The 23,396-nt window shown below is 58.9% G+C and carries 17 protein-coding genes, 2 tRNA genes and 1 pseudogene; 1 reads left to right on the forward strand and 19 read right to left on the reverse strand.

Annotation, left to right across the window (positions count from 1 at the left end):
- Positions 1-77 precede the first annotated feature (77 nt).
- A complete protein-coding gene (locus KI810_RS00690) occupies positions 78-344 on the forward strand; it encodes a MerR family transcriptional regulator (RefSeq protein WP_214173569.1) in 267 nt (88 codons plus the stop codon).
- Positions 345-395: 51 nt separating this feature from the next.
- Here KI810_RS00690 and KI810_RS00695 read toward each other — a convergent pair whose 3' ends face one another.
- The 19 genes and pseudogenes from KI810_RS00695 to KI810_RS00785 all read right to left on the reverse strand — a co-directional run bounded on the left by KI810_RS00695 (position 396) and on the right by KI810_RS00785 (position 23,369).
- Entirely contained in the window at positions 396-1,193 is a 798-nt protein-coding gene (locus KI810_RS00695) for an NAD(+)--dinitrogen-reductase ADP-D-ribosyltransferase (RefSeq protein ID WP_214173570.1), read from the reverse strand.
- 75 nt (positions 1,194-1,268) lie between these two features.
- The gene (locus KI810_RS00700) at positions 1,269-1,598 is read right to left on the reverse strand and encodes a NifB/NifX family molybdenum-iron cluster-binding protein (protein WP_214173571.1); all 330 of its coding nucleotides are present in this window, start codon (positions 1,596-1,598) and stop codon (positions 1,269-1,271) included.
- An 84-nt stretch (positions 1,599-1,682) separates the two neighbouring features.
- Positions 1,683-1,946 carry a ferredoxin III, nif-specific gene (gene fdxB, locus KI810_RS00705; RefSeq protein WP_214173572.1) on the reverse strand — a complete coding sequence of 88 codons (264 nt, stop codon included), beginning with the start codon at positions 1,944-1,946 and terminating at the stop codon, positions 1,683-1,685.
- 71 nt (positions 1,947-2,017) lie between these two features.
- Positions 2,018-2,407, reverse strand: a complete 390-nt coding sequence (nifX, locus tag KI810_RS00710; RefSeq protein ID WP_214173573.1) for a nitrogen fixation protein NifX — start codon at positions 2,405-2,407, stop codon at positions 2,018-2,020.
- A 15-nt stretch (positions 2,408-2,422) separates the two neighbouring features.
- On the reverse strand, positions 2,423-5,179 hold the full coding sequence (locus tag KI810_RS00715) for a bifunctional nitrogenase iron-molybdenum cofactor biosynthesis protein NifEN (protein ID WP_214173574.1): 2,757 nt from the start codon (positions 5,177-5,179) through the stop codon (positions 2,423-2,425).
- A 147-nt stretch (positions 5,180-5,326) separates the two neighbouring features.
- On the reverse strand, positions 5,327-6,790 hold the full coding sequence (nifK, locus tag KI810_RS00720; protein WP_214173575.1) for a nitrogenase molybdenum-iron protein subunit beta: 1,464 nt from the start codon (positions 6,788-6,790) through the stop codon (positions 5,327-5,329).
- 186 nt (positions 6,791-6,976) lie between these two features.
- A complete protein-coding gene (nifD, locus tag KI810_RS00725) occupies positions 6,977-8,416 on the reverse strand; it encodes a nitrogenase molybdenum-iron protein alpha chain (RefSeq protein ID WP_214173576.1) in 1,440 nt (479 codons plus the stop codon).
- A gap of 71 nt (positions 8,417-8,487) precedes the next feature.
- Positions 8,488-9,357, reverse strand: coding sequence for a nitrogenase iron protein (gene nifH / locus KI810_RS00730; protein WP_214173577.1), 870 nt, complete (start codon positions 9,355-9,357; stop codon positions 8,488-8,490).
- A gap of 168 nt (positions 9,358-9,525) precedes the next feature.
- Entirely contained in the window at positions 9,526-10,671 is a 1,146-nt protein-coding gene (gene nifV, locus KI810_RS00735; protein ID WP_214173578.1) for a homocitrate synthase, read from the reverse strand.
- A 345-nt stretch (positions 10,672-11,016) separates the two neighbouring features.
- A tRNA-Glu gene (locus tag KI810_RS00740) sits at positions 11,017-11,094 on the reverse strand.
- A gap of 1 nt (position 11,095) precedes the next feature.
- Positions 11,096-11,171: transfer RNA gene (locus KI810_RS00745), tRNA-Lys, on the reverse strand.
- Between the two features lie 68 nt (positions 11,172-11,239).
- Complete coding sequence (locus tag KI810_RS00750) at positions 11,240-12,532, reverse strand: adenylosuccinate synthase (protein ID WP_214173579.1); 1,293 nt, start codon at positions 12,530-12,532, stop codon at positions 11,240-11,242.
- Between the two features lie 19 nt (positions 12,533-12,551).
- The gene (locus KI810_RS00755) at positions 12,552-13,868 is read right to left on the reverse strand and encodes an ATP phosphoribosyltransferase regulatory subunit (RefSeq protein ID WP_214173580.1); all 1,317 of its coding nucleotides are present in this window, start codon (positions 13,866-13,868) and stop codon (positions 12,552-12,554) included.
- 184 nt (positions 13,869-14,052) lie between these two features.
- A complete protein-coding gene (locus tag KI810_RS00760; RefSeq protein ID WP_214173581.1) occupies positions 14,053-15,591 on the reverse strand; it encodes an FG-GAP repeat domain-containing protein in 1,539 nt (512 codons plus the stop codon).
- 167 nt (positions 15,592-15,758) lie between these two features.
- Positions 15,759-16,028 (reverse strand): coiled-coil domain-containing protein, encoded by a 270-nt coding sequence (locus KI810_RS00765; protein WP_214173582.1) that lies wholly within the window; start codon positions 16,026-16,028, stop codon positions 15,759-15,761.
- Positions 16,029-16,144: 116 nt separating this feature from the next.
- Complete coding sequence (locus KI810_RS00770) at positions 16,145-17,506, reverse strand: histidine kinase (RefSeq protein WP_246525102.1); 1,362 nt, start codon at positions 17,504-17,506, stop codon at positions 16,145-16,147.
- Positions 17,507-18,083: 577 nt separating this feature from the next.
- Positions 18,084-18,488, reverse strand: coding sequence for a methylmalonyl-CoA epimerase (mce, locus tag KI810_RS00775; protein ID WP_214173583.1), 405 nt, complete (start codon positions 18,486-18,488; stop codon positions 18,084-18,086).
- Positions 18,489-18,732: 244 nt separating this feature from the next.
- The gene (locus tag KI810_RS00780) at positions 18,733-20,385 is read right to left on the reverse strand and encodes an acyl-CoA mutase large subunit family protein (protein ID WP_214173584.1); all 1,653 of its coding nucleotides are present in this window, start codon (positions 20,383-20,385) and stop codon (positions 18,733-18,735) included.
- 82 nt (positions 20,386-20,467) lie between these two features.
- Positions 20,468-23,369, reverse strand: a pseudogene (locus tag KI810_RS00785) (ATP-binding protein).
- Positions 23,370-23,396 lie beyond the last annotated feature (27 nt).

Raw genomic sequence — 23,396 nt, forward strand, 5'->3', positions numbered from 1 at the left:
AAGCCCCTCTCCATGCGGATTCGGGCGACTGGCATGTTCCGTGTATGGAGTCCATGGCATGACAAAGGGAGGCTACTATGGAACGAATGATTGATGGGGTATCATACCTGACGGTTGACGAAGCGGCGGACCTGCTTGCAACAACACCGACCCGGCTGCTGATGCTGATGAGGGGAAAATGTATCAGCGGCATGCGCGCTGAAGGGGAATGGCTGGTTGCTGCCGATTCGCTCACCGGCTGGGCCGCCAGCGGACACGTCGTGAAGCTGGGGAAGGGTTGCGCCGGCTGCAGCTCCTCGGCAGAGGGGTGCGCGTGCCCGGGCGACGAGGCGGACCGGCAGTAACCAGTCTGAACGGGAAGCGCCCTTACCGCGATAAAGCGATTACTGCTCCCATCAAACGGTGCACATGACCCGCCGCACCCGATACTCCCCGCCGATCACCAGAAACTCCCCCTCACCCTTCAGGATACTGTTGGGGAGGAGACCGTTGAAGAAGAAAACCTTGACCAGCGGCGCCCTGATCTCCCAGACGGTATCGCCGAACTCCCAGGCCCGTTCCTCGTCCGAGGTGAACGACACCAGGTTGTTCAGCCGGACGATCTGCAGCCGTCTCCCCTCATGTTCCAAGAGCTCGTAATCATCGGCGTCGTTGGTGCCACGGTAAAGGGTTATGTGCCCGCCGGCCGGGTAGAGGCTGGCGAGTTCAAACTGGCAGTATTCGTAGAGGAGATCGAGCTGGGAGTTGATGGCGTTGGTACGGGCGCTTCCCTTCATCCGGTCGTAGGCGAACAGCTGGTATTCCTCGCTCAGGATGCCGGGAATCCGCACCTTGTGAAACGTCGGCGGCAGGCCGAGCCGGCTTTCCACCCACCCCTTGAGCACGGCCCCCTCGACGGAGTTGGCGTCCATCATCCACCCCCGGAGAAAGCGGAGATAGCTGTTCCTGATGCTCTTGCGAGCGGGCGCCGTTCCCTGGCATTCCCACTGATGGAGCTGGAACTTGACCGACATGTAGTCGTTGAAGATTTCGGCCCGCTGCTCCAGGTTGGGGATGGAAACCAGCTTCTCGAACAGAAAGCGGTTCGCCTGACGCACTCCCTGAATTTCCAGCGGTTGCGGGTGATCGTTGAAGTGGCGCGAGGCAATGACCCACGGGGGAAGGTTACACAGGTTGAATGGGGAAGTGGTCATGGGCCATCACCTCGTTGTGATCACGTAGGCACATCTGTGCGGCCCCCCTTATCGTGTAGATCCGGGAGCCTTCTCCTACAGAACTCTGGACAGTTCAAGCAGCGTCTTTCTGATGGACCCGTCGGCCACGAACGTGTCGAGGCCGAGCCGCTCCATCTCCAGCTGTGGCCCCTGGCCGATCTGGGCGCAGACCAGCGCCCGGCACCCCTTCAGGGCATCGGCGATCTCCTTGAGGATGGGGGCGCGCAGGGGATGATCCTGGTCATAGGTGCAGTAGCGCTGCACCTTCCGTTCATCCACCAGCTTCGCGTCACTTCCCTCGACCTCATAAATCAGGAACCGTTCGGCATGGCCGAAATGCTGGTTGATCTCTTTTCCATCTTTTGAGGCAACTGCGATAAGCATGGAATACCTCCTTTAACAGGGACCGGGGACCGGGGACCGGAGAAAATCTTCCAGAATACCGGTCCCTGGTCCCCGGTTCCGGCTTTACAATACCACCGGTTCGAAGGTGAAGCACTTCTTCGAACACGTCCTTCCGCATGCCTGGCAGCCGATGCAGTTGCCGGGGTTCTCCACTTTCATGAACATCTTTGCCGAATCATCTTCGTCCAGCTCCTCGAACGCCAGCACGTCATGGACGCAGACCTTGAAACAGCGGCCGCAGCCGATACAGGTTTCCTCATCGATCGCCACGATGAACTGGGGAGTGTACTCGGTCTTGTCTCGTCTCAATCCGGTAATGTACGCCATGGTTCTATCCTCCGTTGTTAGTGGGGGCGGAAGGCGGGTCCGTAAAACAGCCCGTGCTCCCGGACACCCGTTTAATCTTCTTCGTCAAACGCCGGGGTGGTACCCTTATGCATCGCCTTCCGCAGCCAGGGCGGCGGGTTCCCCTTCAGCACTTCCTGCAGCTTGCCGACGATTTCGGCCACCGGCACCTCGGTGGTGGTCTTCATCGGATGGATTTTCTGCGCCACCAGCTTTGCCGCCGCCGGTCCGCCGATTGCCATGGTATAGACGATGGCGCAGCCGCCGAGGATATTCGCCCGCGCGGCGATCTTGTCCTCTTCGTCCTGGCCATGCACTCCCACCTTGAGCACCTCCTGAAAACTCGCCTCCTCCGGCCCGACCTCCCAGATGTGAAACTCCGTCGACATGCCGAAGTGCTGGTCTATCATCTCGCCGGTCGTGCTGGTAAATGCAATTCTCATGATCTCATCCACCTTTCAGTTGTGCGCCAGTTTCTGCGCTTCTTTGGCATTGGCCTGGAACATGGTTGCCAGTTCGAAAACCAGGTTCATGGTCCCCTGGTACCCCACCCACATTTTCTGGTGGGCGCCGAGGCGGTCGAACACCGGCAGGCCGGTGCGCAGATGGCTCTTTATCCCAAGCCGGGCAGCTGCCTGCCGGCCGTTGCTGTTGGCCACCAACAGGTCGGCGCCCTGTGCGACATCCTCCAGGTCCTCCAGGTCGCCGACGAAGAGGTTGTCAACCGGCAGCTGATCCAGCCCCCTGGTCCGGGTAGCGGCAATGGCGGCCTGGATATGGCAGCCGAGACCGGCAAGGAAGGTGGTCATCCCCTTCAGGTGGTCCGCCTCCAGGGCCAGGGCGACCTTCTTCAGGCCGAACTGGTAGTGACAGTCGACCATGGCATCCATCAGACGGCTCCGCCAGCGGCGGAAGCGTTCCGGTACCGGCCTGCCGGAGATGGCGGCAAGAACCGTCATCAGCAGGTCGCACTCGGCCAGGCCCGTGATGGAGGTAAAACCGTAGGCCGGGATGGCGAATTTGTTCTGCAGCTCCCCCGCAGCATCGGCCAGGGAATCGCCAAAGTAGAGGGTCGCCGCGCTCCGCCCCGCCAGGCGGATACGCTCGACCGGTATGCCACCCACGGAGAGGGCCGAGACGGTTTCGTCGATGTGCCCGTCAAGTGCGTTGGATATGTCCGGAATCACCAGCGGATCGAGCCCGAAGGACTCGCAGCTCTCCTTGATCTCCTCTACCTCGGCAGGAGTCAGCTGGCAGCCGGGGATAATGGTGACCTGATTGGCTATAGTCTCGCCCCCCTCGGGAATGGCGGAAACGATCGCCGTCACCGCCGCTGCGTATCCTTCCTGCATGGAGCCACAGTAGTCGGGGGTCGATGCCCAGATTACCGGCACCCCGTCGTGCTCCGGATGCTCCTGACGGAACTGGACGATGGCGCTCCGCACGTCGTCCCCCATAGTCTCGGTGAGCCCCGAGGTCATGACCCCGACCACCCGGGGCCTGAATTTTTCCATGACCCGGCCAAGCCCCTTCTTCAGGTTCTCCCAGCCGCCGAAGATGGCGGTATCCTCGCTCATGCTCGTGGAGTTGAGCGCGATGGACTCCTTGAAGTGCCGGGAGAGCTGCAGGCGGATGAAGGTTGAACATCCCTGGGCACCATGGAGGAGCCCGAGCATCTGGTCGATCCCCAGGTAGGCCAGGGTGGCCCCCAGGGCCGGCGAGTTCTTCTGCGGGTTCACCGTGGCGTTCTTGGCCGGCACCTTGACCCGCGAGTTTTTCGTATCCTCCCCATCGAGCCGCGCCGCCAGCCCTGCCGCCCGGGAAACATCCCCTTCCAGTGCGTCTTCGCCTTTTTCCCACGGCGCCTTGCCGTTGAGCACCGGCCAGATGGGGTTATTCACCGTCAGGTCCAGCTGCTTCGCAAAGGTGACCATCCCCTCGTATCCCGCGTAGGGGTGGGAACGGCCATGGTTGATGTCGAGAAACGGCGTCCTGGTCTTCAGCGCCAGGAACTTGGTCTTGCCTCCGGCAACGATAAGGTCAGGCATCTTGTCGTACATGACCAACAGGAGTCCCGCGGTGCTGGTATCCTCGATGATCCGGGCATCCTGGTGCATCAGCGCCTTCATCCGATAGAAATCTTCCAGGGTCGAATTCTGGGTGCCGGCGGCGAGGATCTCCACTCCCAGCTCGGCCAGGGCATTGACCATGGACCAGGTCTTGACTCCGCCGGTGAAGAGTACCGCCCGCTTTCCGGCCAACCGTGCCTTGTAGGGTGCAAGCCGTTCCCGGCAGCGGGTCTCTTCCTCTTCCAGCAACTTCTCCACCCGATCCTGCATCACCCGCTTTTCCAGCCCGCCGACGGTGTTGTCCAGTTCCCGGGCGATGTCCCGCAGCGCCTTGGCGGTGTCGGTCATGCCGTAGAACGACTCCTCCAGATAGGGCATGCCGTAGGTCTTCTGCATCTTCTTGGCAAGATTGGTGAGGCTTTTGGAGCAGATGATCACGTTCAGTTTGGCCCGGTGGGCGTAGCGCAGCTCCTCGAACCTGGCATCGCCGCTGAAGCAGGAGAGCACGCGGATGCCGAGCTTGTCGAAAAGCGGCAGCATCCCCCACAGGTCGCCGGCGATGTTGTACTCGCCGATCAGGTTGATATCGTAGTCGGTGGTACATGCCGGCTCGGCAGTGCCAATGACATGCTTGAACAGCACTTCGCCCGCTAGGCGGTTGCCGATGTTCTTGTCGCCGATGAAGCCGGGGGTGTTGACCGGGATGACCGGGATGGATACCTTCTGTGCCGCCGCCCTGCAGACCGTTTCGATGTCGTCGCCGGTCATGGCGGTCACGCAGGTTGCATAGACGAAAATCGCCTTCGCCTCGGGATAGCGCCCCACCAGTTCCTGGATGGCCCTGTAGAGCTTCTTTTCGCCGCCGAAGATCACGTCGTTCTGCAGCATTTCGGTGGTAAAGCCGCGACGGTAGAGCTGGCAATCGCTGGAGCGGGCCCCCCGGTTGTCCCAGGAGTTGCCGGCACAGGCAATGGGGCCGTGCACCAGGTGGATGACATCGGTAATCGGCATCAGCACCACGCGGGCGCCGTCATAGGCACAGGAGCGTTCGGTCCCCTCTCCCGGCTCCGATTTCTTGCAGAATTTGGGGGCGCCGGCGTCGTGGGTGTCACAGTCGGTTGTATCGTACCAGTCGGGTTTCGCCATGGGGCACCTCGATTCGGTTCAGGGAAAAAGTGGATTACATGGGACATCGCTGCCGCCATGTAATCCCATTGAAGGAGGTACTGCTTTGCTGCAGCATGGGGAGCGACCCAGACTACATCTTGAAAATCATAGTGCGCGGCGCGGAGGTTACCGCATCATCTCGAAGTAGCGCTCCTCGCAGGTTTCATCCCTGACTTCGATGAACTTGTTGCAGATCGTCGTCATCATGTTGATCACCCCTTGGTAGCCGACCAGCGGGTAGCGGTGCAGGTTGACCCGGTCGAAGTTCGGGAAGCCGAAGCGGAAGAGCGGGATGTTGGCGTCACGGGCCGCGAATTTCCCGTGGGTGTCGCCGATCATGGCATCGACCGGATCCGTCATGAGGAGGCTCCGCATGTGCCAGAGGTCCTTGTTGATGTAGATCTTGCCATCCTTACCGTCCTGGGAAGAGTCGAGCAGCGCCTGCAACTCTTTCTCCACCTTCTTGGTCCCCTTGCTGCAGAGGATGTGATACGGCCTGGCCCCCACCTCCAGGAGAAAGGAGACGTAGCCCATCAGGTAATCTGGGTCGCCGTAGAGGGCGAATTTCTTGCCGTGGATGTACTGGTGGGCGTCGGTTATGGCATCCACCGCCCGACCGCGCTCAGCCTTCAGGGACTCGGGAACCGGCTTGCCGAACAGTTCGGAAAGTTTCAGCAGCAGGGCATCGGTCTTCACAACGCCGAAGGGGATCGGCAGGGAGACATGTTTGCCGGAGAAATTGTCCTTGATCCAGGTAAAGGTCTTGGCGGTGGCGTAGGGGCCGAGGGTCAGGGTCGCCTTGCCGTTAACGGAATCCGCCGCCTCGTCCAGGCTGGTTCCGCCGGGGTAGGTACGGTAGGTGCCGTCCAGCGGGGAATCGAAGGTCTCGGAGATATCGGCCAGCAGGGTGTAGGGAATACCGAACTCTTTCAGTATCCGCTTGTACTCCCGGTAGTTGCCGGTATTGGCGTCAAAGCCGGGGATCAGGTTGAGCTTGCCGGTGCAGCGTCCCTCGACCTGTTTCCCTTCGGTGAGGGTCTGGAGGATGGAGAGGAGCATGGCATCGTAGCCGTGGATGTGTGAGCCGTTGAAACTCGGGGTGTTGGCGAAGGGAAGGGGGAAGTCCGCCGGGACACACTCCTTGTTCTTGGCATTCTTGATAAAGGCGGTCAGGTCGTCACCGATGATCTCCGGCATGCAGGAGGTGAAGATCGCCATCATCTTCGGCTTGTACATGGTGTAGGCGTTTTCCAGGGCCTCGTGGAGGTTGTTCTGGCCACCGAACACCGCGCCGTCCTCGGTCATGGAATCGGACACCGCCGGCGCCGGCTCGCGGAAGTGGCGGTTCAGGGTGGAGCGGTAGTAGGAAGCGCACCCCTGGGAGCCGTGGACGAAGGGGAGCGTCCCCTCGAAACCGTGGGCAGCCAGTTCGGCCCCCAGTGGCTGGCAGGCATGGGGAGGGTTGATCACCAGCGCCTGGCGGGCGAAGTTCTTCTCCTTGTACTCCTCGGTATTGATCCATTCCGCTACCCGCTTCACCTCATCTTCGGGTATCTCGGTTACATATTTCACCGCAGCATCTGCGCTCATGGGAAACTCCTTCCGGTTGCGGACCAATCTGTCCAGCAACTGAATATGTTTTTGGGTTGAACCTACCGGCGTCCAATTTTTTAGTCAGGTCGGTGGCGCCAAGGAAGAGCACGGAGGCGTGGCAGCGCCACGCCGCACAAGCGATGACGAAGGCAACCCCGAGCTGGCAAAAAAGTGGGCGACGTTTTAAAATGGTGACTTGACCAACTTCCAGGTCGGGCTGTTCACCGCCATATCCACATCCCGGGCAAAGATCGGGAAGCCGTTGTAGGCGTGGTACGGTCCGGAATAATCCCAGCTGTGCATCTGGCGGAAGGGAACGCCCATCTTCTGGAACAGGTACTTTTCCTTGATGCCGCTCCCCACCAGGTCGGGGCGGAGCGTGTTGACGAACTCCTCCAGTTCGTATTCGGATGCGTCATCGTAGATGACCGTCGCTTCCGGCATCTCCACCGAAGTCCGCTCGTAATCGTCGCCGTGGGCGAATTCGTAGCCGGAACCGACCACCACCATCCCCAGATCGGCATAGGCATTGACCGTGTGCCGGGGACGCAGGCCGCCGACGTAGAGCATGACCTTCTTCCCTTCCAGGCGCGGACGGTACTCGTCGATCACCGCCTGCATGAGCGGGTCGTACTTGGCGATCACCCGCTCCACGTTCTCCTTGATCCTGTCGTCGAAACGCCCCGCAATGGCCCGCAAGCTCTCCCTGATCTTGGTCGGGCCGAAGAAGTTGAACTCCAGCCAGGGGATGCCATATTTCTCTTCCATCACCCGGCACATGTAGTTCATGGAGCGGTAGCAGTGGATGATGTTCAGTTTCACCTTATGGGTGGCGGCGATTTTTTCCAGTTCGCCGTCGCCGGTCCAGACCGCCTTGACGTTGAGGCCGATCTCTTCCAGAAGTGGTTTCACCGACCAGACGTCGCCGCCGATGTTGTAGTCGCCGATGAGGGCGATGTCGTAGGGGGTCTCGGGTTCTGCGAATTCCCGCGTACCGATGATGTGATCGCGGATCGTGTCGTTGGAGATGTGGTGGCCGAGCGACTGGGAAACGCCGCGGAACCCTTCACAGTTGCAGGGTATGATTGGCAGGTCCAGTTCTTTTGCGGACTGCTTTGCCACCGAGTTGATATCGTCGCCGATCAGGCCGACCGGGCACTCGGAGAGGACCGAAATACCCTTCGCCAGCGGGAACAGTTCGTGGGCCTCGACCAGCAGCTGCTTCAGCTTCTTGTCGCCGCCGTAGACGATGTCCTTTTCCTGGAAGTCGGAGGTGAACTGCATGGCGAACTGGTTGACCCCGTTGATGCCGGTCATCAGGTTGCGACGCGTCCCCCAGGAGTACCAGCCGCAGCCGACCGGGCCGTGGGAAACATGGACCATGTCGCGGATCGGCCCCCAGACCACCCCTTTGGCGCCGGCATAGGCACAGCCGCGGGCACTCATGACACCGGGCACCGTTTTCCGGTTGGATTTCACGCAGGCACTCACGCCGTCGTTGGGGGCCAGATGGGGAGCCCGTTTCTTCTTCGCCTTCTCGGGATACACCTCCAGGGCCTTGTCTATCATCTCCTGGGTAGATTCCTTGGTTATACCTTCTACTTTCTTTATTTCACTGGACATAATTCGCTCCTTGGATTTCTTATAGGCTTCATAGGGCCTATAGGTCGTAAGGACCTATGAAGCCGAAGTTCTCATCTCGCCGCAGCTTCAGCTACGCCGACGATGGTCTCATCCTCCGCCTCCATGATGCCGAACTCCATGAGAAGGTCTTCCAGCTCTTCCATCTCCAGCGGCGTCGGCACCACCAGCATCTTGTTATCGGCAATTTTCCGGGCAAGGGTCCGATACTCCTCAGCCTGGGGATGCTCGGGGGAGTATTCGATAACGGTCATCCTGCGCAGTTCGGCGCGCTGCACCTGGTTGTCCCGGGGAACGAAGTGGATCATCTGGGTGCCGAGCTTCTTGGCCAGGGCGTCGATCAGCTCATACTCCTTGTCGGTCTTCCTGGCATTGCAGATCAGACCGCCGAGTCTGACTTTGCCGGAGGAGGCGTACTTGAGGATACCCTTGGCTATGTTGTTGGCGGCGTACATAGCCATCATCTCGCCGGAACAGACGATGTAGATCTCTTCCGCTTTCCCTTCGCGGATCGGCATGGCGAAACCGCCGCAGACAACGTCGCCGAGAACGTCGTAGAAGACGAAATCCAGGTCAGGGGTATAGGCGCCATTCTCTTCCAGGAAGTTGATGGCGGTAATGACGCCACGGCCTGCGCAGCCGACTCCCGGCTCGGGGCCGCCGGACTCGACGCACTTGACGTCGCCGTAGCCAACCTTCAGCACGTCTTCCAGTTCCAGATCCTCAACGGTGCCCAGTTCGCGCACCAGATCCATAACCGTTGACTGTGCCTTGGCGTGAAGAATGAGGCGGGTGGAGTCCGCCTTCGGGTCACAGCCGACTATCATGACTTTTTTGCCCATGGAGGCCAGGCCGGCCACCGTGTTCTGGGTTGTGGTTGATTTGCCGATGCCGCCTTTGCCGTAAATCGCGATCTGTCTCATTGTCCTGCTCCTTTCGTCCACCAATCCGTGGACCGCACGTGAATTTTCGAGGCACCCAAAGATGCCCCCAGTGTGTATTGGCGGCGCCTTTGCCGGTGAAGTCTGCTCCCGAAATTCGGTGGGAAGCCTTTGTGTCCCCTCTGCGAAGAGAGATTCAATTATGATGCGTCAAACCGCGAGCGGAAAGGTATCCGTACCGGCATGGAGGCGGGAAAGATCGCGGTCACTGAGCGCTCTCTTGTTGTGCTGGGCGATGGCACGAACGCGGAAAAGAAGCCGCTCTGCCTCGTCGCGTGCAACCGTGATCCCCATCTTCCGGTATCGCTCGATCAGGCCATGCACCCCCGAGTGCTTCCCCACCACGATATGCCGTGACAGTCCCACGTCTTCCGGGTCGAACCCTTCATAATTCCGGGGATTCTTGAGCACGCCATCGGCATGAAGCCCCGACTCATGTGAAAAGACCTTTTCCCCCACAACTGCCTTCCAGTCGGGCACCGGTCGATGGGAGGCGCGGCCGACCAGGCGGGAAATTTCCCGAAAACGGTGGGTGTCGATTCCCGGATCGATGCCGCATGCGAGCTTGAGCCCCATCACCACCTCTTCCAGCGCGGCATTGCCGGCCCGTTCCCCCAGTCCGTTGACCGTCGTGTTGACGAAGCGGGCGCCTCCCTTTATTCCCGCGATGGCGTTGGCGGTCGCCATACCCAGATCGTTATGGGTGTGCACTTCAAGCGCGAGCTCCGGTATCTCCTGCCGAAGGGCTCTCACTTTTTCGTACATGGCAAACGGGTCGAGGATCCCCAGGGTGTCGCAGAAGCGGAAGCGGTCGGCACCATGTTCCCGGGCGATGTGCATCAGTTCCATGAGAAACTCCATGTCGGCGCGGCTGGCATCCTCTCCTCCGACCGACACGTAGAGACCATGCTTCTTGGCAAAATCGAGGGAGGCTACCAGCTGTTCCTTGACCCACTCCCGGTTCTTGCGCAGTTTGTGTTCGATCATGATATCCGACACCGACAGCGAAATGTCCACCGCCCCCACGCCGCAGGCCAGGCTCGCTTCGATGTCGGCCTTGACTGCCCGGTTCCAGGTGATCAGCCGCGCGTTGAGCCCGAGATCAACCAATGCCCGGATCGAACTCTGCTCTTCAGCACCCATCGCCGGAATGCCGCATTCCAGTTCCTGGACCCCCATACCATCCAGCATCCGGGCGATGGCAATTTTCTCTGCTCTGCTGAACACCACACCTGCTGTCTGCTCGCCGTCCCGCAAGGTCGTATCGTCGATGATGATGTCAGTTCCCATATCCATGGACTTCTCCAATCGCACACAAAAAAACGCCCAAGGGATCATTCCCAAGGGCGCCATTGCCATTTGCGAGGTTCTTACCAACCACTAAAGCACAAGCTGTGCCACACCACATACCGCTGTATTTACAGGGAAAAATTCGTTGCGCGGGGAATTATGCCTATTTTGTCAGCAATAAATGCAGCACCGTGCCGGAAATTTCGCCTATACTACCCGGCGGATGAATAGTGACTCCAAAATCGGCAGCCTGTGCTGAAACTGTGCGGCGGGAAATCGGGCAGGAAGAGCGACGTGACGACCGAAGAACAAAAAAGCCCTTCCAAGGTAACTTGGAAGGGCTGCATTTTGTGGCGTCCCCTACCGGATTTGAACCGGTGTCGCCGCCGTGAAAGGGCGGTGTCCTGGGCCGGGCTAGACGAAGGGGACATGGTGAGCCGCGTTGGGATCGAACCAACGACCACCTGATTAAAAGTCAGGTGCTCTACCAACTGAGCTAGCGGCTCGTTGCGACAAGAATAAGCTTTATACTACATTACGTTTCCATGGTCAAGATTTTTTTTGCCTTGCATTTTTAGTCGAACGGATTGTGCAGGATGATGGTTTCATCCCGCCGCGGGCCGACCGAAACCATGACGATCGGGCAACCCGACAGTTGCTCAAGCCGCTTTACGTAGTTCCGGGCGTTCTCCGGCAGGTCGGCGAAGTTTCGGATCTTGCTGATGTCCGTCTGCCATCCCGGCAACTCCTCGTACACCGGCCGGCATTTTTCGAACAGATCGAGGTTGGACGGCAGTTCGTCGAGGATTTCACCGTTACAGGAGTAGGCGGTACAGACCCTGATCGTGGCAAATTCATCGAGCACGTCGAGCTTGGTCAGGGCGATGCCGGTCAGCCCGTTGACCCGCACCGCATATTTTGCCACCAGGGCATCGAACCAGCCGCACCGGCGGGGACGACCGGTGGTGGCGCCGAATTCGTGGCCGGTGGCACGAAGCTGTTCGCCGGTGGCGTCCAGGAGTTCGGTCGGAAACGGTCCGCTGCCGACCCGCGTGATATACGCCTTGGAAATGCCGATGATCTCGTGGATGTCCCGCGGGCTCACCCCTGTCCCGGTACAGGCACCTCCGGCACAGGTGGATGACGAGGTGACAAAGGGATAGGTCCCATGATCCACGTCGAGCATGGTTCCCTGGGCACCTTCGAACAGGATCTTTTTACCTTCCCGCACATCCCGGTGGAGCACCAGGGTGGTGTCGGCGACATAACGGCGGAGAATGTCCGCATAACCGTTGTACTGCTCGAAAATCTCCTCAAAGGTGAGGGGCGACTCTCCCAGCATCTTTTCCAGGATGAAGTTCTTCTCGGGCAGCTGCTCTTTCAGCTTGCGCGCGAACTGATCCTTGTTGATGAGGTCCATGAGCCGGATGCCGCGGCGGCCGATCTTGTCCTCGTAGGTCGGCCCGATCCCCCGACCCGTGGTGCCGATCTTCTTGTCCCCGCTCTGCGCCTCCCGGGCGATGTCGATCCGCTTGTGGTAAGGCATGATGACATGGAGCGATTCGCTGAGGAGCAGACAACTGTCGTCCTGAAGACGGCCTGCGGCCTTGAGGTTGGTGATCTCCCGGATGAAGACTTCCGGGTCGAGAACAACGCCGTTGCCGATGATGCACCGCTTGCCGGCATGGAGGACCCCCGACGGAATGAGGTGGAGAACGACCTTTTCTTCCCCGACCACCAAGGTGTGACCGGCGTTGTTCCCCCCCTGATACCGCACCACGTCGTCGGCAAACTCAGTGTATATGTCAACGACCTTTCCTTTTCCTTCATCGCCCCACTGGGCGCCTACCACCACGACATTCGCCATTGCCCTCTCCTTGTCAGGACTACTTAGTCGATTCTTGGTCAAAATCCAGGACCAGTTCCGTGCGGAACAGGTCCGATTTCTTTATCTTGAGCCCTTTGCCATCCGCCACCCGGACGATGAATACCTCGTCTGCGGCACAGTCATCCCCCCCCAGCACCAGCATGCGGAGAATGTTCATCCGCCGGGCGTAGGCCAGGGAATCCTGGAAACCTCGCCGGATGATATCCCGGGCGGTGGAAAACCCCTTGCTCCGCAGCGCCTGGGCAATCTCCAGCGCCTCGCGGCGATCTTCCTTCAGATTGAAAAGCAGAAAGTCGCGATTCGTGCTCGCTTGAACGTCTGGCCGTCTCTCCAGGGCATCGAGGAGAGAAAGGATGTTGAATGCAAAGCCCGTGGCCGGGGCGGACATTCCATAGTTTGCCGTCAGAGTGTCATAGCGGCCGCCACCGCAGACCGCCTCTCCCAGACCTGCCACAAATCCTTCAAAGGTCAGACCGGTGTGGTAGTCGAGTCCGCGAATCTCCCCGAGATCGATGGTGAGATGCTCGGTCACGCCGTGGATGTCCAGGATATCAAGCACCTGGGAGATATTGTCGAGAGCCCGGAGGGACCGGTCATTGGTCGCGACCCTGGCGGCCGCGTCGAGCACGTCCCGTCCGCCGAAAAGTCGCGGCAGCGCCGCCAGCGCTTCCTTGCTCCGGTCGTCGAGTGGTTCGGCATCCAGCAGTTCGCGAACGGCTGAAGCATCCTTCTTGCTGATCGCCTGCTGCAGGCGCCTCCCGGCAGTTGCCGATAGCCCCGCAGCCGCCATGATCCCGCGGAAAAACTCAAGCTGGCCTATATCGACCTTGAAGTCGTCGAAACCCAATCCCTGCAGCACCTCGACCGCCATGGCAATCATTTCCGCATCCGCTTCGGGTGAATCGAGGCCGATCAGTTCGACACCAGCCTGGAATATTTCCCTGCTCCGGCCCGACTGGAGTTCTGCGTGACGCAGTACCCGGCCGTTATAGCAAAGGCGGTGGGGAAGGGGGTACCCCTGCATGCGCGTGGCGACCATCCGGGCAACCTGGGGTGTTATATCCGGCGGAATGGCGAGGAGGCGGCCGGTATGCCGGTCGTCGAAGCGGAAGGTCTTTTCCTTCAGCTCCTCTCCCAGGCCAAGGGCCATGACATCCTGGAATTCGAGGAGGGGAGGAATGATACGCCGGAATCCCCACAGCTCGAACACCCGGCGGATCTTCGCTTCAATGTAACCGATCTTCCCCGCCTTCTCGGGCAGGAAATCGGTCACCCCTTTGGGCAACGGGGCTTCTATGGTGGTGGGATTGAGCACTTCGACGCATCTTTCCGAGGGGAATGTCTTCTGTCCGGCGAACGGTCACGATGCCACCGGATCGCCGCAAAACGCCTGAAATGCTAGCAATATACCGTTGGAAAGTCAATGATTAAATCCCCCAACGGAAACGGGGATGCCCTTGCGGACACCCCCGTTAAACCGGACGGAATGACTGACCAGCCTACTCCACTTTCTTGATGTAGAGCGCGCTCGCCCCTGTGTCCAGAAGCCCCGCCTTCTTGACGACTTCCAACAGAACGAGTTCCTTCCGCGCTTCGTCAAAGACGAAATCAGCCAGGTAATTCTGGCTCTGGCGAGTCCGCCATCTCTCTTCCAGCGAAGAGCCATCCCACGCAAATGCAACCATCGCGCTCTTCCCGTAGGACCTGCTGTTCCCCACTACCCAGAAGCCGCCGTTCTGCGGCACGACTATTTCCCCATTTCCGGTAACCACGATCCGCTGCTGGAGAAATATCCAGCGCATGGGATCGCCGGTCGTCCTGAAACTGCTCAGATCGGGCCGCTGGAAATAGAGTTCGGACCCTCCATACTTGTCGCTGCTCCGCCACAACTCGTCCCGGGACGGGGAATAGACCAGCAGGTAGCCGTCGGGATGGAGCACCACGAAATTGGTTTTCCCCCCCCGGTCCTTGAACTGGTTGAAGTTGTAGAGAAAGGCAAACCGGGGGAGCTTTAGGGGGTTCTTCATCTCATAGCGGTCGCCGCTTTTGACAAGTTCATACACATCGCCATAGAAATCCGCGTCGCTCGACATCTGCTGCACGTAAATCTTCTTGTTTCCCCCTGCCAGCGCCATTCCCCGCATGAAGTACGGAAGGTTGTCGGCAATCTTTTTCAGGCCGTTGCCATCAGCAACGTAGACCCGGGAAACGAGTGACTCGCCGCTCAGCACCGTAAGGTAGACCTCCTGCAGGCCATCGCCGTCCAGGTCGGCCGTGTCTACCCCGAGAACCTTCTCTTCCCCGCCGGTTTTCACCTCGGCCAGAAGTTTCAACCCCTCACCCATCCGGTAGTAGTACAGCGCCCGGGGCCCGGCCACGAAGACCTCCCGATCTCCATTATCCAGGGTTTTCCCCATGGCGATGCCACTCATGGCACCGGTCAGCCGCTGGCTTACCCATCCCCCACCCGCCGATTTGGCAACCGGCGTCGCCCGTATAATGTCCGACTGCGGGGCTCCATCGGCAGCTTTCGCCGCGGTTGACGGCTTTACGATGTCGGTGGGCCGGACGATGTCAGTCGGAGGGGCCATAACCGGTACGGCTGCAGCGCCTGCCTCAGCAACCGGCTGGGAAGAACCTATCAGCGCGTATCTCCTGGCAATGCCATCGGACAGCCCCTGCGCCAGCTTGCTGATGGTGGCGATCAACTCATCCTGACTTTCGCCCTGGACAAAGGCGCGGGTAACCACCTCCCCTTTACTGTTTCTTGCAACGGCGTCGATGCTGAACACCTTGCCGATTTGCAGGTAACTTCCACTGACGATCACCTCCGCCCCGGCATTGCTGTCGATGGTGGTGACCGAATCGGAGGCAAGCCTCGAGGTAAGAAGGGTCTGCAGGATGCCCTTCAGTTCATCCTTGTTCTGCCCGCCCGTAACGGTAAATTCACCGACATAGGCCTTTATCGGGGCGGCCTCGCCGACAGGTACGCATATGTACGACAGAAGCAGGATCAGGCATGCTACGAACTTTCTCATGGCAACTCCTTGCAGGTGGTTTCACGGGTAGAGCGATTATGGCAAAGGGTTTGCAGCTTGTCAAAGCATTTGCGGAGGCCGGACCATCGCGTCGCCTCACCGGTCCTCCTTCCCCATAAAAAAAGGGGAGAGTCGCCTCTCCCCTTCATAAACAGTATGCACACAGATTACTTGGTCTGCAGCGCGTCAAGCATGGCTTCCGCTTCTTTCAGTTTGTCCTGAAGCTTCTTCAGCTCGTCGGCGGAATAGACCTTGGTACCCTTCTTGATTTCGGCGTTCAGCTTCTTCATCTTCTTCTGAAGAGTGTCAACCTCCATCATGCAGTTCTTGGAAGCGAGCAGGCACTGGTCCTTCTCTTCCTTCGTCATCTGGGCAAAAGCCGGCACCGTCGCCGACATCATGAATGCTGCCATCACCATAACCGCAACTTTTTTCATAGCCTAACCTCCGTTCACGGAATTGATACCTGATAATTAAGTAGACCAGCTTTTAACACCTTGTCAATCGGGAGAATCGTGCGTCGGAGTTCCCCCCGACGCACGATTCCCGTCATTTAAAAGGTGTAGTTCACCTGCACTTTGGCGGTGTAGGGGTTCTCCGGCCACGAGCCAGTCGTTACCGGCTTGTAGTAGTTACCGAGGAACATGTAACCGGCCTGTACGGAGGTAGTCATGTTGTCGAACAGCTTGTAGCCGACCTCGGTGTTAACTTCGGTACCGAGGAAGTCGCCGCCCCTGTTGGCGCCATTGGTGTCCCGCGAAATGGCGGCCGCACCAACGTTGCTGAACACGAAGAACTTGTCGATGGCCAGGTCATACCCGACGAAGCCGCCGTAAATACCCTGACGGTTGTTGTTCAGGTTCTGCACGATGGCGCGGTCGGAGTTCATGTTGTACTTGTTGCGGAGCAGAATCTGCATTTCGGCAGCGTAGAAGGCGTGAGCAGCCTGGTTGACCGTGCGGTCCGCGACGGTCTGGAAGTCGTTACGGACGCTCGACGAGCTGGACTTGTCGCCGGAGATGTACAGGGCGTTGGTGCGCAGCGTACCAGGGCCAGCCTTAAGCTTGGCACCCACGTTACCGGCAAAGGCACTGACTTTCTGGGAGTTGCCAATAGCTGCTGCGCTACCCAGTTTCCCGGTCTGATAGAGGACGAAGCCGTCGATGGTAGCAGGCCCGACCTTGGCTTCGGCGTTCACACCGAACATGTTGATGGCGGTACGGTCCTGGGTCTGACGGAGAACGTCACTGTAGAGGAGGTACCAGTCAGCACCGAGCTTCACGTCCTTGGTGACGTTGAACTTGGCGTTCAGGTTCACCAGGTCGCGGGTCAGGTAGCCGGGAGTCGTATTGGTGACCGTTCCTTCCAGGTAGGAGCCGCCCGTCACGGCATCGTCAAACCGGAAGAAAGCACCACCGAGGGAGCCGAAGCCCGTTTTGGCCTTGGCCACCACGCCAGCGGCGTCGTTATTGAAGATGATCCCTTTGTAGCCGTCGTCGAAGCCCTGGATACCGAGCTTTACGTTCACGGGGGTGGAGGGGATGTTGAAGTCAAGGTAGACGTTCTTGGTTTCCAGGTTCGTCGTGTCAGCGCCGATGCCACCACCTTGACCGCGACCGGTGGCGTAGGAATTGTCGCCCCAGCGGGAGTCGATCTCGAAGTGGGTCACCAGTTTCAGATCGTCGTTGGCCTTGGCAATGTACATGAGGCGTGCCCGCTGCTCGAAGTAGCTCTTGGTGCGGGGATTGTTGATCGGTGTAACTGCCCCGGCACCGCCATCGTTAAAGTTCTCAATGAACCCCCGCAGCCTGAACAGGCCGTGGAACTCGTTTTCCAGTGCCAGCGCCGGTACCGCCGTTGCGACAGTCAGGGCCGATGCTGCGGCGACAGCCAAAAGTCTCTTTTTCATACTCATCTGTTACCTCCTTCGTTGTTGATTAACAATCAAAATTAAAATTCAATCGCATGCTGCAGTCACGTGCTGTTTACCTTCGGAGTATCACCACCTTTCAGTTTTCAAATTGCCGATCTGCTCGGGTCTGATTAATTCCCCCTCCAAAAGAAAAGCCCCGTCCCGCTTCCCGACATTACGGGCAGACGAAACAGGGCTCTGGACACTTTTGTCCCACGGAACGCAAGACGCGGCTCTTTCCGTTGTACTTCCTGTTTGTGTTCATACGTGTAAGGTTCATTCTTATCCTTGCCCGATGAAGCTGGGTTAATATAACCCCTTGACTGATGGTTGTCAACAGTTGAAGCAACCTGTGACACCTGAGTGCGACCATATCCACATTGCCAGCAACGCAACATACTCTTTTAACAGGGCTTTTGCGCTGTCGGTAAAGCGTATTTGCACAAACGATGTTTTAAAATTTATGAAACAATATAGTGACATTCAAACAAAAGTCAAGAAAAAATTTCCCTCCATTGCCCGGCAGTATCCATGTATTCCCGACAGGACAGGCCGTTAACTGCCGGGCGATCTCCCCGAATCAGTGGTCCATTTGACAGAGCTCGGTAAGAACGCCGTTACTGCTCTTGGGGTGTATGAAGGCTATCCGGGCGCCGTGGGCACCATTCCGGGGAACGGTGTCGATCATGCGGGCGCCATCCGTCACGAGCTTCCCGATGGCAGCCTCGATATCCGCCACTTCGTAGGCGACATGGTGGATTCCCGGGCCGTTTTTCGCCAGAAACCCGGCAAGGGGGCTGTCATCACCCGTCGGCTCCAGAAGTTCGATCTTCGACTCCCCGACCTGGAAAAAGGCGACGCGGACCTTCTGCTCTGCCACCTCCTCGACACCTTTGAATGCCATGCCGAGGATGTCCTGATAAAATGGGATCGCTTCGTCGAGGGACCGGACCGCCACGCCGATATGGTTTATTTTTTCGAGCATCGTGAACCTCGTTACCATAAACGTTGACTGCTTAAACCGTGTTACAAAACAAACTGTTTTCTGCAACGTTTCCGCTTGCAGACCGGTACTTTGTAATTCTTATTCGTTACGTCTAACCCCTCTAAATCTCCCCTTATCTAAGAGGAGATTTCAAGACATCCCCCTTTAGGCAAGTAGAGATTTCAAAGCTTCCCCCCTTAGGTAAGGGGGGACTGAGGGGGGTTAGATTCGGATGTTACAGAGACTAGAGCACCACCGTTTCCTTGTGGGTTCCGAATACGTCGCGAAAGACGTTGGCAATCTCGCCCAGGGTTGCATAGGCCTTGACTGCCGTGAGGATGTGCGGCATGAGGTTGTCGGTCCCCCTGGCGGCCGCTTCAAGATTTTTCAGCGCGCCCTGTACCGTGGCCTGGTCCCGCTGCGCCTTCATGGCGGCAAGGGACTTTTTCTGGGATATTTCTACCTCTTCCTTCACTTTCAGCAGGCCGCTGGGAGGGGGTTCCGCAACCGTAAACTTATTGACCCCGACTATGACCAGGTCATCGGTCTCGATCCCGCGCTGGTAGGCGTAGGCGGAGTCCTGGATCTCCTTTTGCTGGAAGCCGCGGGAAATGGCTTCCACGGCGCCACCCAGCTTGTCGATCTTCTCGATGTAGTCCATGGCAGCCTTCTCGATCTGGTCCGTCAGGGATTCAACGAGGAACGATCCGGCCAGGGGGTCGATGGAGTCGGCCACCCCCGATTCGTAGGCGATGACCTGCTGGGTGCGGAGGGCGATCCGGACCGAATCCTCCGTGGGGAGGGCAAGTGCTTCGTCGCGGGAGTTGGTGTGGAGCGACTGGGTGCCGCCGAGGACTGCCGCAAGTGCCTGGATGGTGACCCGCATGATGTTGTTGTCCGGCTGCTGGGCGGTGAGGGTACAGCCCGCCGTCTGGGTATGGAAGCGGAGCATCAGGGACTTGGGGTCCTTGGCCTTGAAGCGCTCCTTCATGATGCGGGCCCACATGCGGCGGGCGGCACGGAACTTGGCCACCTCCTCCAGCAGGTTGTTGTGGGCGTTGAAGAAGAATGCGAGGCGGGGCGCGAATTCGTCCACATCCAGCCCCGCCTTGATAGCCGCCTCAACGTAGGCGATCCCGTCACCAAGGGTGAATGCCACCTCCTGCACCGCACTGGAACCGGCCTCGCGGATGTGGTAGCCGGAGATGGAGATGGTGTTCCACTTGGGGACATGGTCTTTGCAGTAGGCAAAGATGTCGGTGATGATCCGCATCGACTCTTTGGGGGGGTAGATGTAAGTGCCCCGGGCCATGTACTCCTTGAGGATGTCGTTCTGGATGGTGCCGGAAATCTTGTCCGCCGGCACCCCCTGTTTTTCCGCCACCGCTATGTACATGGCGAGCAGGATGGCCGCCGTGGAGTTGATGGTCATGGAGGTGGAAACCTTGTCGAGGGGAATACCGTCGAAAAGGATTTCCATGTCCGCCAGGGAATCGATGGCGACCCCCACCTTCCCGACTTCTCCCAGGCTCATGGAGGCGTCGGAGTCATACCCCATCTGGGTGGGAAGGTCGAATGCCACCGACAGGCCGGTCTGACCCGCTGAAAGCAGGTACTTGTACCGCTCGTTGGATTCCTTCGCTGTGCCGAACCCGGCGTACTGGCGCATGGTCCAGAAACGGCCGCGGTACATGGTCGGTTGTACACCGCGGGTAAAGGGATACTGGCCGGGGAAACCAAGCTGCTCTTCGTAACCGGGCAGTTCGAAATCCGGCGTGAAGCAGCGTTCCATTTCAATATTGGACGTTGTGGCAAACGCCTTTTTCCGTTCCGGGGACTTGGCCAGTCCCTTCTCTGCCCTTTCCTGCCACGCTTTCTTGCTCTCCTGGATGCTCATGATTTCACTCTCCATATAGCAGATGTAGGGGCGACCAGCCGGTCGCCCCTACGGTTGTTGTCACTTCATTTCAGTGTCAAGCCTAGAGTACCGCCTTGAGATACTCCATGGTCCGCTCCCGTTTTGCCTTTTCGACCACCTTGGCATCCACTTCGACGAACTTCTCGTCCGGAGTGATCTTGAAGAGCGGCTGCCCTTTCTGCACGATGGTGCCGTCTCCCCCCTCCATCAGGATCTTGTCGATGGTGCCGGAGAACGGAGCCCGAATGGTGTTGAACATCTTCATGACCTCGATGATGTACAGGGGCTGGTCCTTTTCGAAGTGCATCCCTTCGGTAACAAAGGGGGGAAGGCCCGGCGCTTCCTGGCCATAGTACATGCCGCCGCAGACCGCCACGATTTCGTCGGCCTTGGTGGCCGGTGGCGGGACGAGGATCTTTTTCATCCGGGCCTGGAGGTCCAGGTCGGTGAGATAATCGGGGATCACTACTTCCAGGTCATCCTGCACACACATATCCCAGAAGTTGGTATTGCCACCGATCAGGAACAGCATGCCCAACAGTTCCATGCCACATTCGTATCCATAATGTGCCGAGCGGATCCGGTCCCACGTCTCGGCATCAAACCCTCCCTGCGGCTTCTCCTTATTCAGCATTTCATTGAGTTTGAAGTACTCGTCCCGCTCAAAACCGAATTTTTCCCGCAGGGTACGGTAGAAGTGCAGCGACTGCTGGAGCAGCTCGTTGTCGTGATCCCAGATGATTTCCGCCGCCGGTTTGTGGGGGCGATAGCTCATGTGCAGGTATTCATAGGTCTCGTTCAACACCCCGAGCGGGTTACGCAGCCAGACCACTTTCCCCTTGTCGATGCGGAAGTTCTTGGTGTTCATGGAAAGCCAGCCGGAGAGCAGATGGGGATCGTCCAGCAGCCGCTCCATGGGCCGCGTGATCAGGGTCCCCTTGCGATCCAGAATGGCCGAGATATTTTTCAGCTCCCTGGCGCACAGGTCCGGCTGGTCGGCATACTGGTCGGAAACCAGTTTGGCGTAGTGCTTTTTCATCTGGATGAAGGCATAGACCACATCCAGCCTGTTTGCCTCTTCCTTGAGAGTGCCCACCAGGGTCAGGTAAGGGACAACGAAGCGGGTGGTGGGCTTGGCATTGACGTTGCGCCCCAGGAACCAGTTGACGAGGCCATAGTGGAACTCCAGGTTGGTAGCCAGGGAACTCCCCCGCAGGGTGGTGCTGCGCAGCACTTCGGAAAGACGCTCGTAGCTGCGCAGGCGGTCCTCCCCCTTGGTGAGCAGCAGGGCGATGTTGGAGTCATAGGCACCGGCAACCTTGTATTTCATGAACAGGCCGGTGTCGGGATTCAGCATGCTGATTCCCTGGTCGTCACGCACCTCACCCTTGATCGGCTTGGACCAGTAACGGATCATGCCGCCGGCATGGGGGGACAGGGAGGCGTCGGTAGCGTTCAGTCGGGCCTCAACCGAGGCATTGAAACGGACCACCCGCTCCGGCTTGGGGAGCCGCTTCTTGTGACGGGCCAGAAGGGCCATGGCCTCGACCAGTGACTCGACGATGAAGAAATCGTTCTTGTCCTTGGGATTGGTGAACTTGAGGGAATAACAGAGTTCGGTCACCCGGTGCTCCACCTGGATACGGGTATTGACCTCCATGAAGTAGTGCCGGTCGCGGTCCACGATGCACTCGAAAGTGGAGGCGGAATCAAGCCCGACCGCTTCCCCGAACCGTGCCGACTCATCTTCCATCCGCTTGAGGACCTTCAGGTCACTTTCGAGCGCCTTGACCTCTTCCTTCCTGCCGGCGGCCTTGGCCCTTTCGATGGCGGCCATCAGCCCTTCCTGGGTGACGGAGACCTCCAGCAGCTTCTGTTCGTGCATCTGCAGGGAGCAGTCGCGCCCCCCCAGAGAAACGCACCATTCACCGTTCCCCAGGAGCTGTATCTCGTTGTGGCGGGTCTGCTCGATGTTCAGTTCGATCAGGACGTTTTTGTTGTCGCCAACGCCGTTGGCTTTCACTTCGTTGAGAACCTCGCGCACAAGGGTCGGGGCTTCGGCGGCGGCCTTGGCGATCAATTTCTCGTCGGCATTCTTGGCAGCCAGAAGTGACGCCCCCAGAATACGCTGTCCCTTCCCCCCCCCCGCCACCGATGGCCTTCAGCCGGAAACGGCTTTTGGGGTGTTTGCGGAACAGCTCGGCCACTTCAATCTGCACCTGGGCACAGAGCTCCTCGATACTGTAGAGATCGATCCCCTTGGCATAGGAGGCCATAAGGATATGATCGGCCAGGGTCTCCAGGGGAAGCTTGGTGTCTTTCAACACCTTGCTGTCACATGACAGCTCTTCGGCCTTGACCAGTGCCAGCAGCTGCTCCCGCGTGGGATGCTTTTTCAGCAGGGTGCGGGCCGTGACGTTATCCACACCCGGGGTGACGCTGACATTCACTGACAGGGCGGTCCGCTTGGCCTCGTCCTTTTTGCCGGCCCGGGCCTGGGTGGCGGCGCAGGGGCCGATGAAGGAAAGCCCGGCCGCTTCGATGGCCGCTACGAACTCCTCATCCTCGGCCATGAAACCATAACCGGCGAAGATGGAATCATAACCGTTATCCTTGGCGATCTGGATGATCTGGTTGATTCGCTCCACCCGCTCTTCCTTGCTGGCGCCGGTGTAGTCGGGCACCCGGTGGACGCGGCGGGAGTCGGTCAACTGGCGCAGTTCGGGGGCCAGGGCGTTGGGGTAGACAATGGAGTCCTTTTCGGAAAGGAGTATCCCGAAATGGGAAATCCCCATTTCATGGTAGACGTCCATCGCCTCCTTGCGGATAGGCCCGCGGCAGACGATCAGCGGCTTCAGGTCTTCGCAGGAGAAGGAACGCACCCACTCGGAGGTGGATTTGGCGAGGCGGCGCTCCCGGTGGATCAACGGGTTGTGCATGTAGTAATCGGCGGCTTGTGGCATGGGTAAGTATCTCCAATTCGTCGAATT

Origin of the sequence: Geomobilimonas luticola (genome assembly GCF_018476905.1) — a bacterium.
GTDB lineage: Bacteria > Desulfobacterota > Desulfuromonadia > Geobacterales > Geobacteraceae > Geomobilimonas > Geomobilimonas luticola.

Bases quoted from the DNA above. Each gene is read 5' to 3' on its own strand.
- KI810_RS00690 (WP_214173569.1), top strand. From the start codon at position 78: ATGGAACGAATGATTGATGGGGTATCATACCTGACGGTTGACGAAGCG.
- KI810_RS00695 (WP_214173570.1), bottom strand. From the start codon at position 1,193: ATGACCACTTCCCCATTCAACCTGTGTAACCTTCCCCCGTGGGTCATT.
- KI810_RS00700 (WP_214173571.1), bottom strand. From the start codon at position 1,598: ATGCTTATCGCAGTTGCCTCAAAAGATGGAAAAGAGATCAACCAGCAT.
- fdxB (WP_214173572.1), bottom strand. From the start codon at position 1,946: ATGGCGTACATTACCGGATTGAGACGAGACAAGACCGAGTACACTCCC.
- nifX (WP_214173573.1), bottom strand. From the start codon at position 2,407: ATGAGAATTGCATTTACCAGCACGACCGGCGAGATGATAGACCAGCAC.
- KI810_RS00715 (WP_214173574.1), bottom strand. From the start codon at position 5,179: ATGGCGAAACCCGACTGGTACGATACAACCGACTGTGACACCCACGAC.
- nifK (WP_214173575.1), bottom strand. From the start codon at position 6,790: ATGAGCGCAGATGCTGCGGTGAAATATGTAACCGAGATACCCGAAGAT.
- nifD (WP_214173576.1), bottom strand. From the start codon at position 8,416: ATGTCCAGTGAAATAAAGAAAGTAGAAGGTATAACCAAGGAATCTACC.
- nifH (WP_214173577.1), bottom strand. From the start codon at position 9,357: ATGAGACAGATCGCGATTTACGGCAAAGGCGGCATCGGCAAATCAACC.
- nifV (WP_214173578.1), bottom strand. From the start codon at position 10,671: ATGGATATGGGAACTGACATCATCATCGACGATACGACCTTGCGGGAC.
- KI810_RS00750 (WP_214173579.1), bottom strand. From the start codon at position 12,532: ATGGCGAATGTCGTGGTGGTAGGCGCCCAGTGGGGCGATGAAGGAAAA.
- KI810_RS00760 (WP_214173581.1), bottom strand. From the start codon at position 15,591: ATGAGAAAGTTCGTAGCATGCCTGATCCTGCTTCTGTCGTACATATGC.
- KI810_RS00765 (WP_214173582.1), bottom strand. From the start codon at position 16,028: ATGAAAAAAGTTGCGGTTATGGTGATGGCAGCATTCATGATGTCGGCG.
- KI810_RS00770 (WP_246525102.1), bottom strand. From the start codon at position 17,506: ATGAGTATGAAAAAGAGACTTTTGGCTGTCGCCGCAGCATCGGCCCTG.
- mce (WP_214173583.1), bottom strand. From the start codon at position 18,488: ATGCTCGAAAAAATAAACCATATCGGCGTGGCGGTCCGGTCCCTCGAC.
- KI810_RS00780 (WP_214173584.1), bottom strand. From the start codon at position 20,385: ATGAGCATCCAGGAGAGCAAGAAAGCGTGGCAGGAAAGGGCAGAGAAG.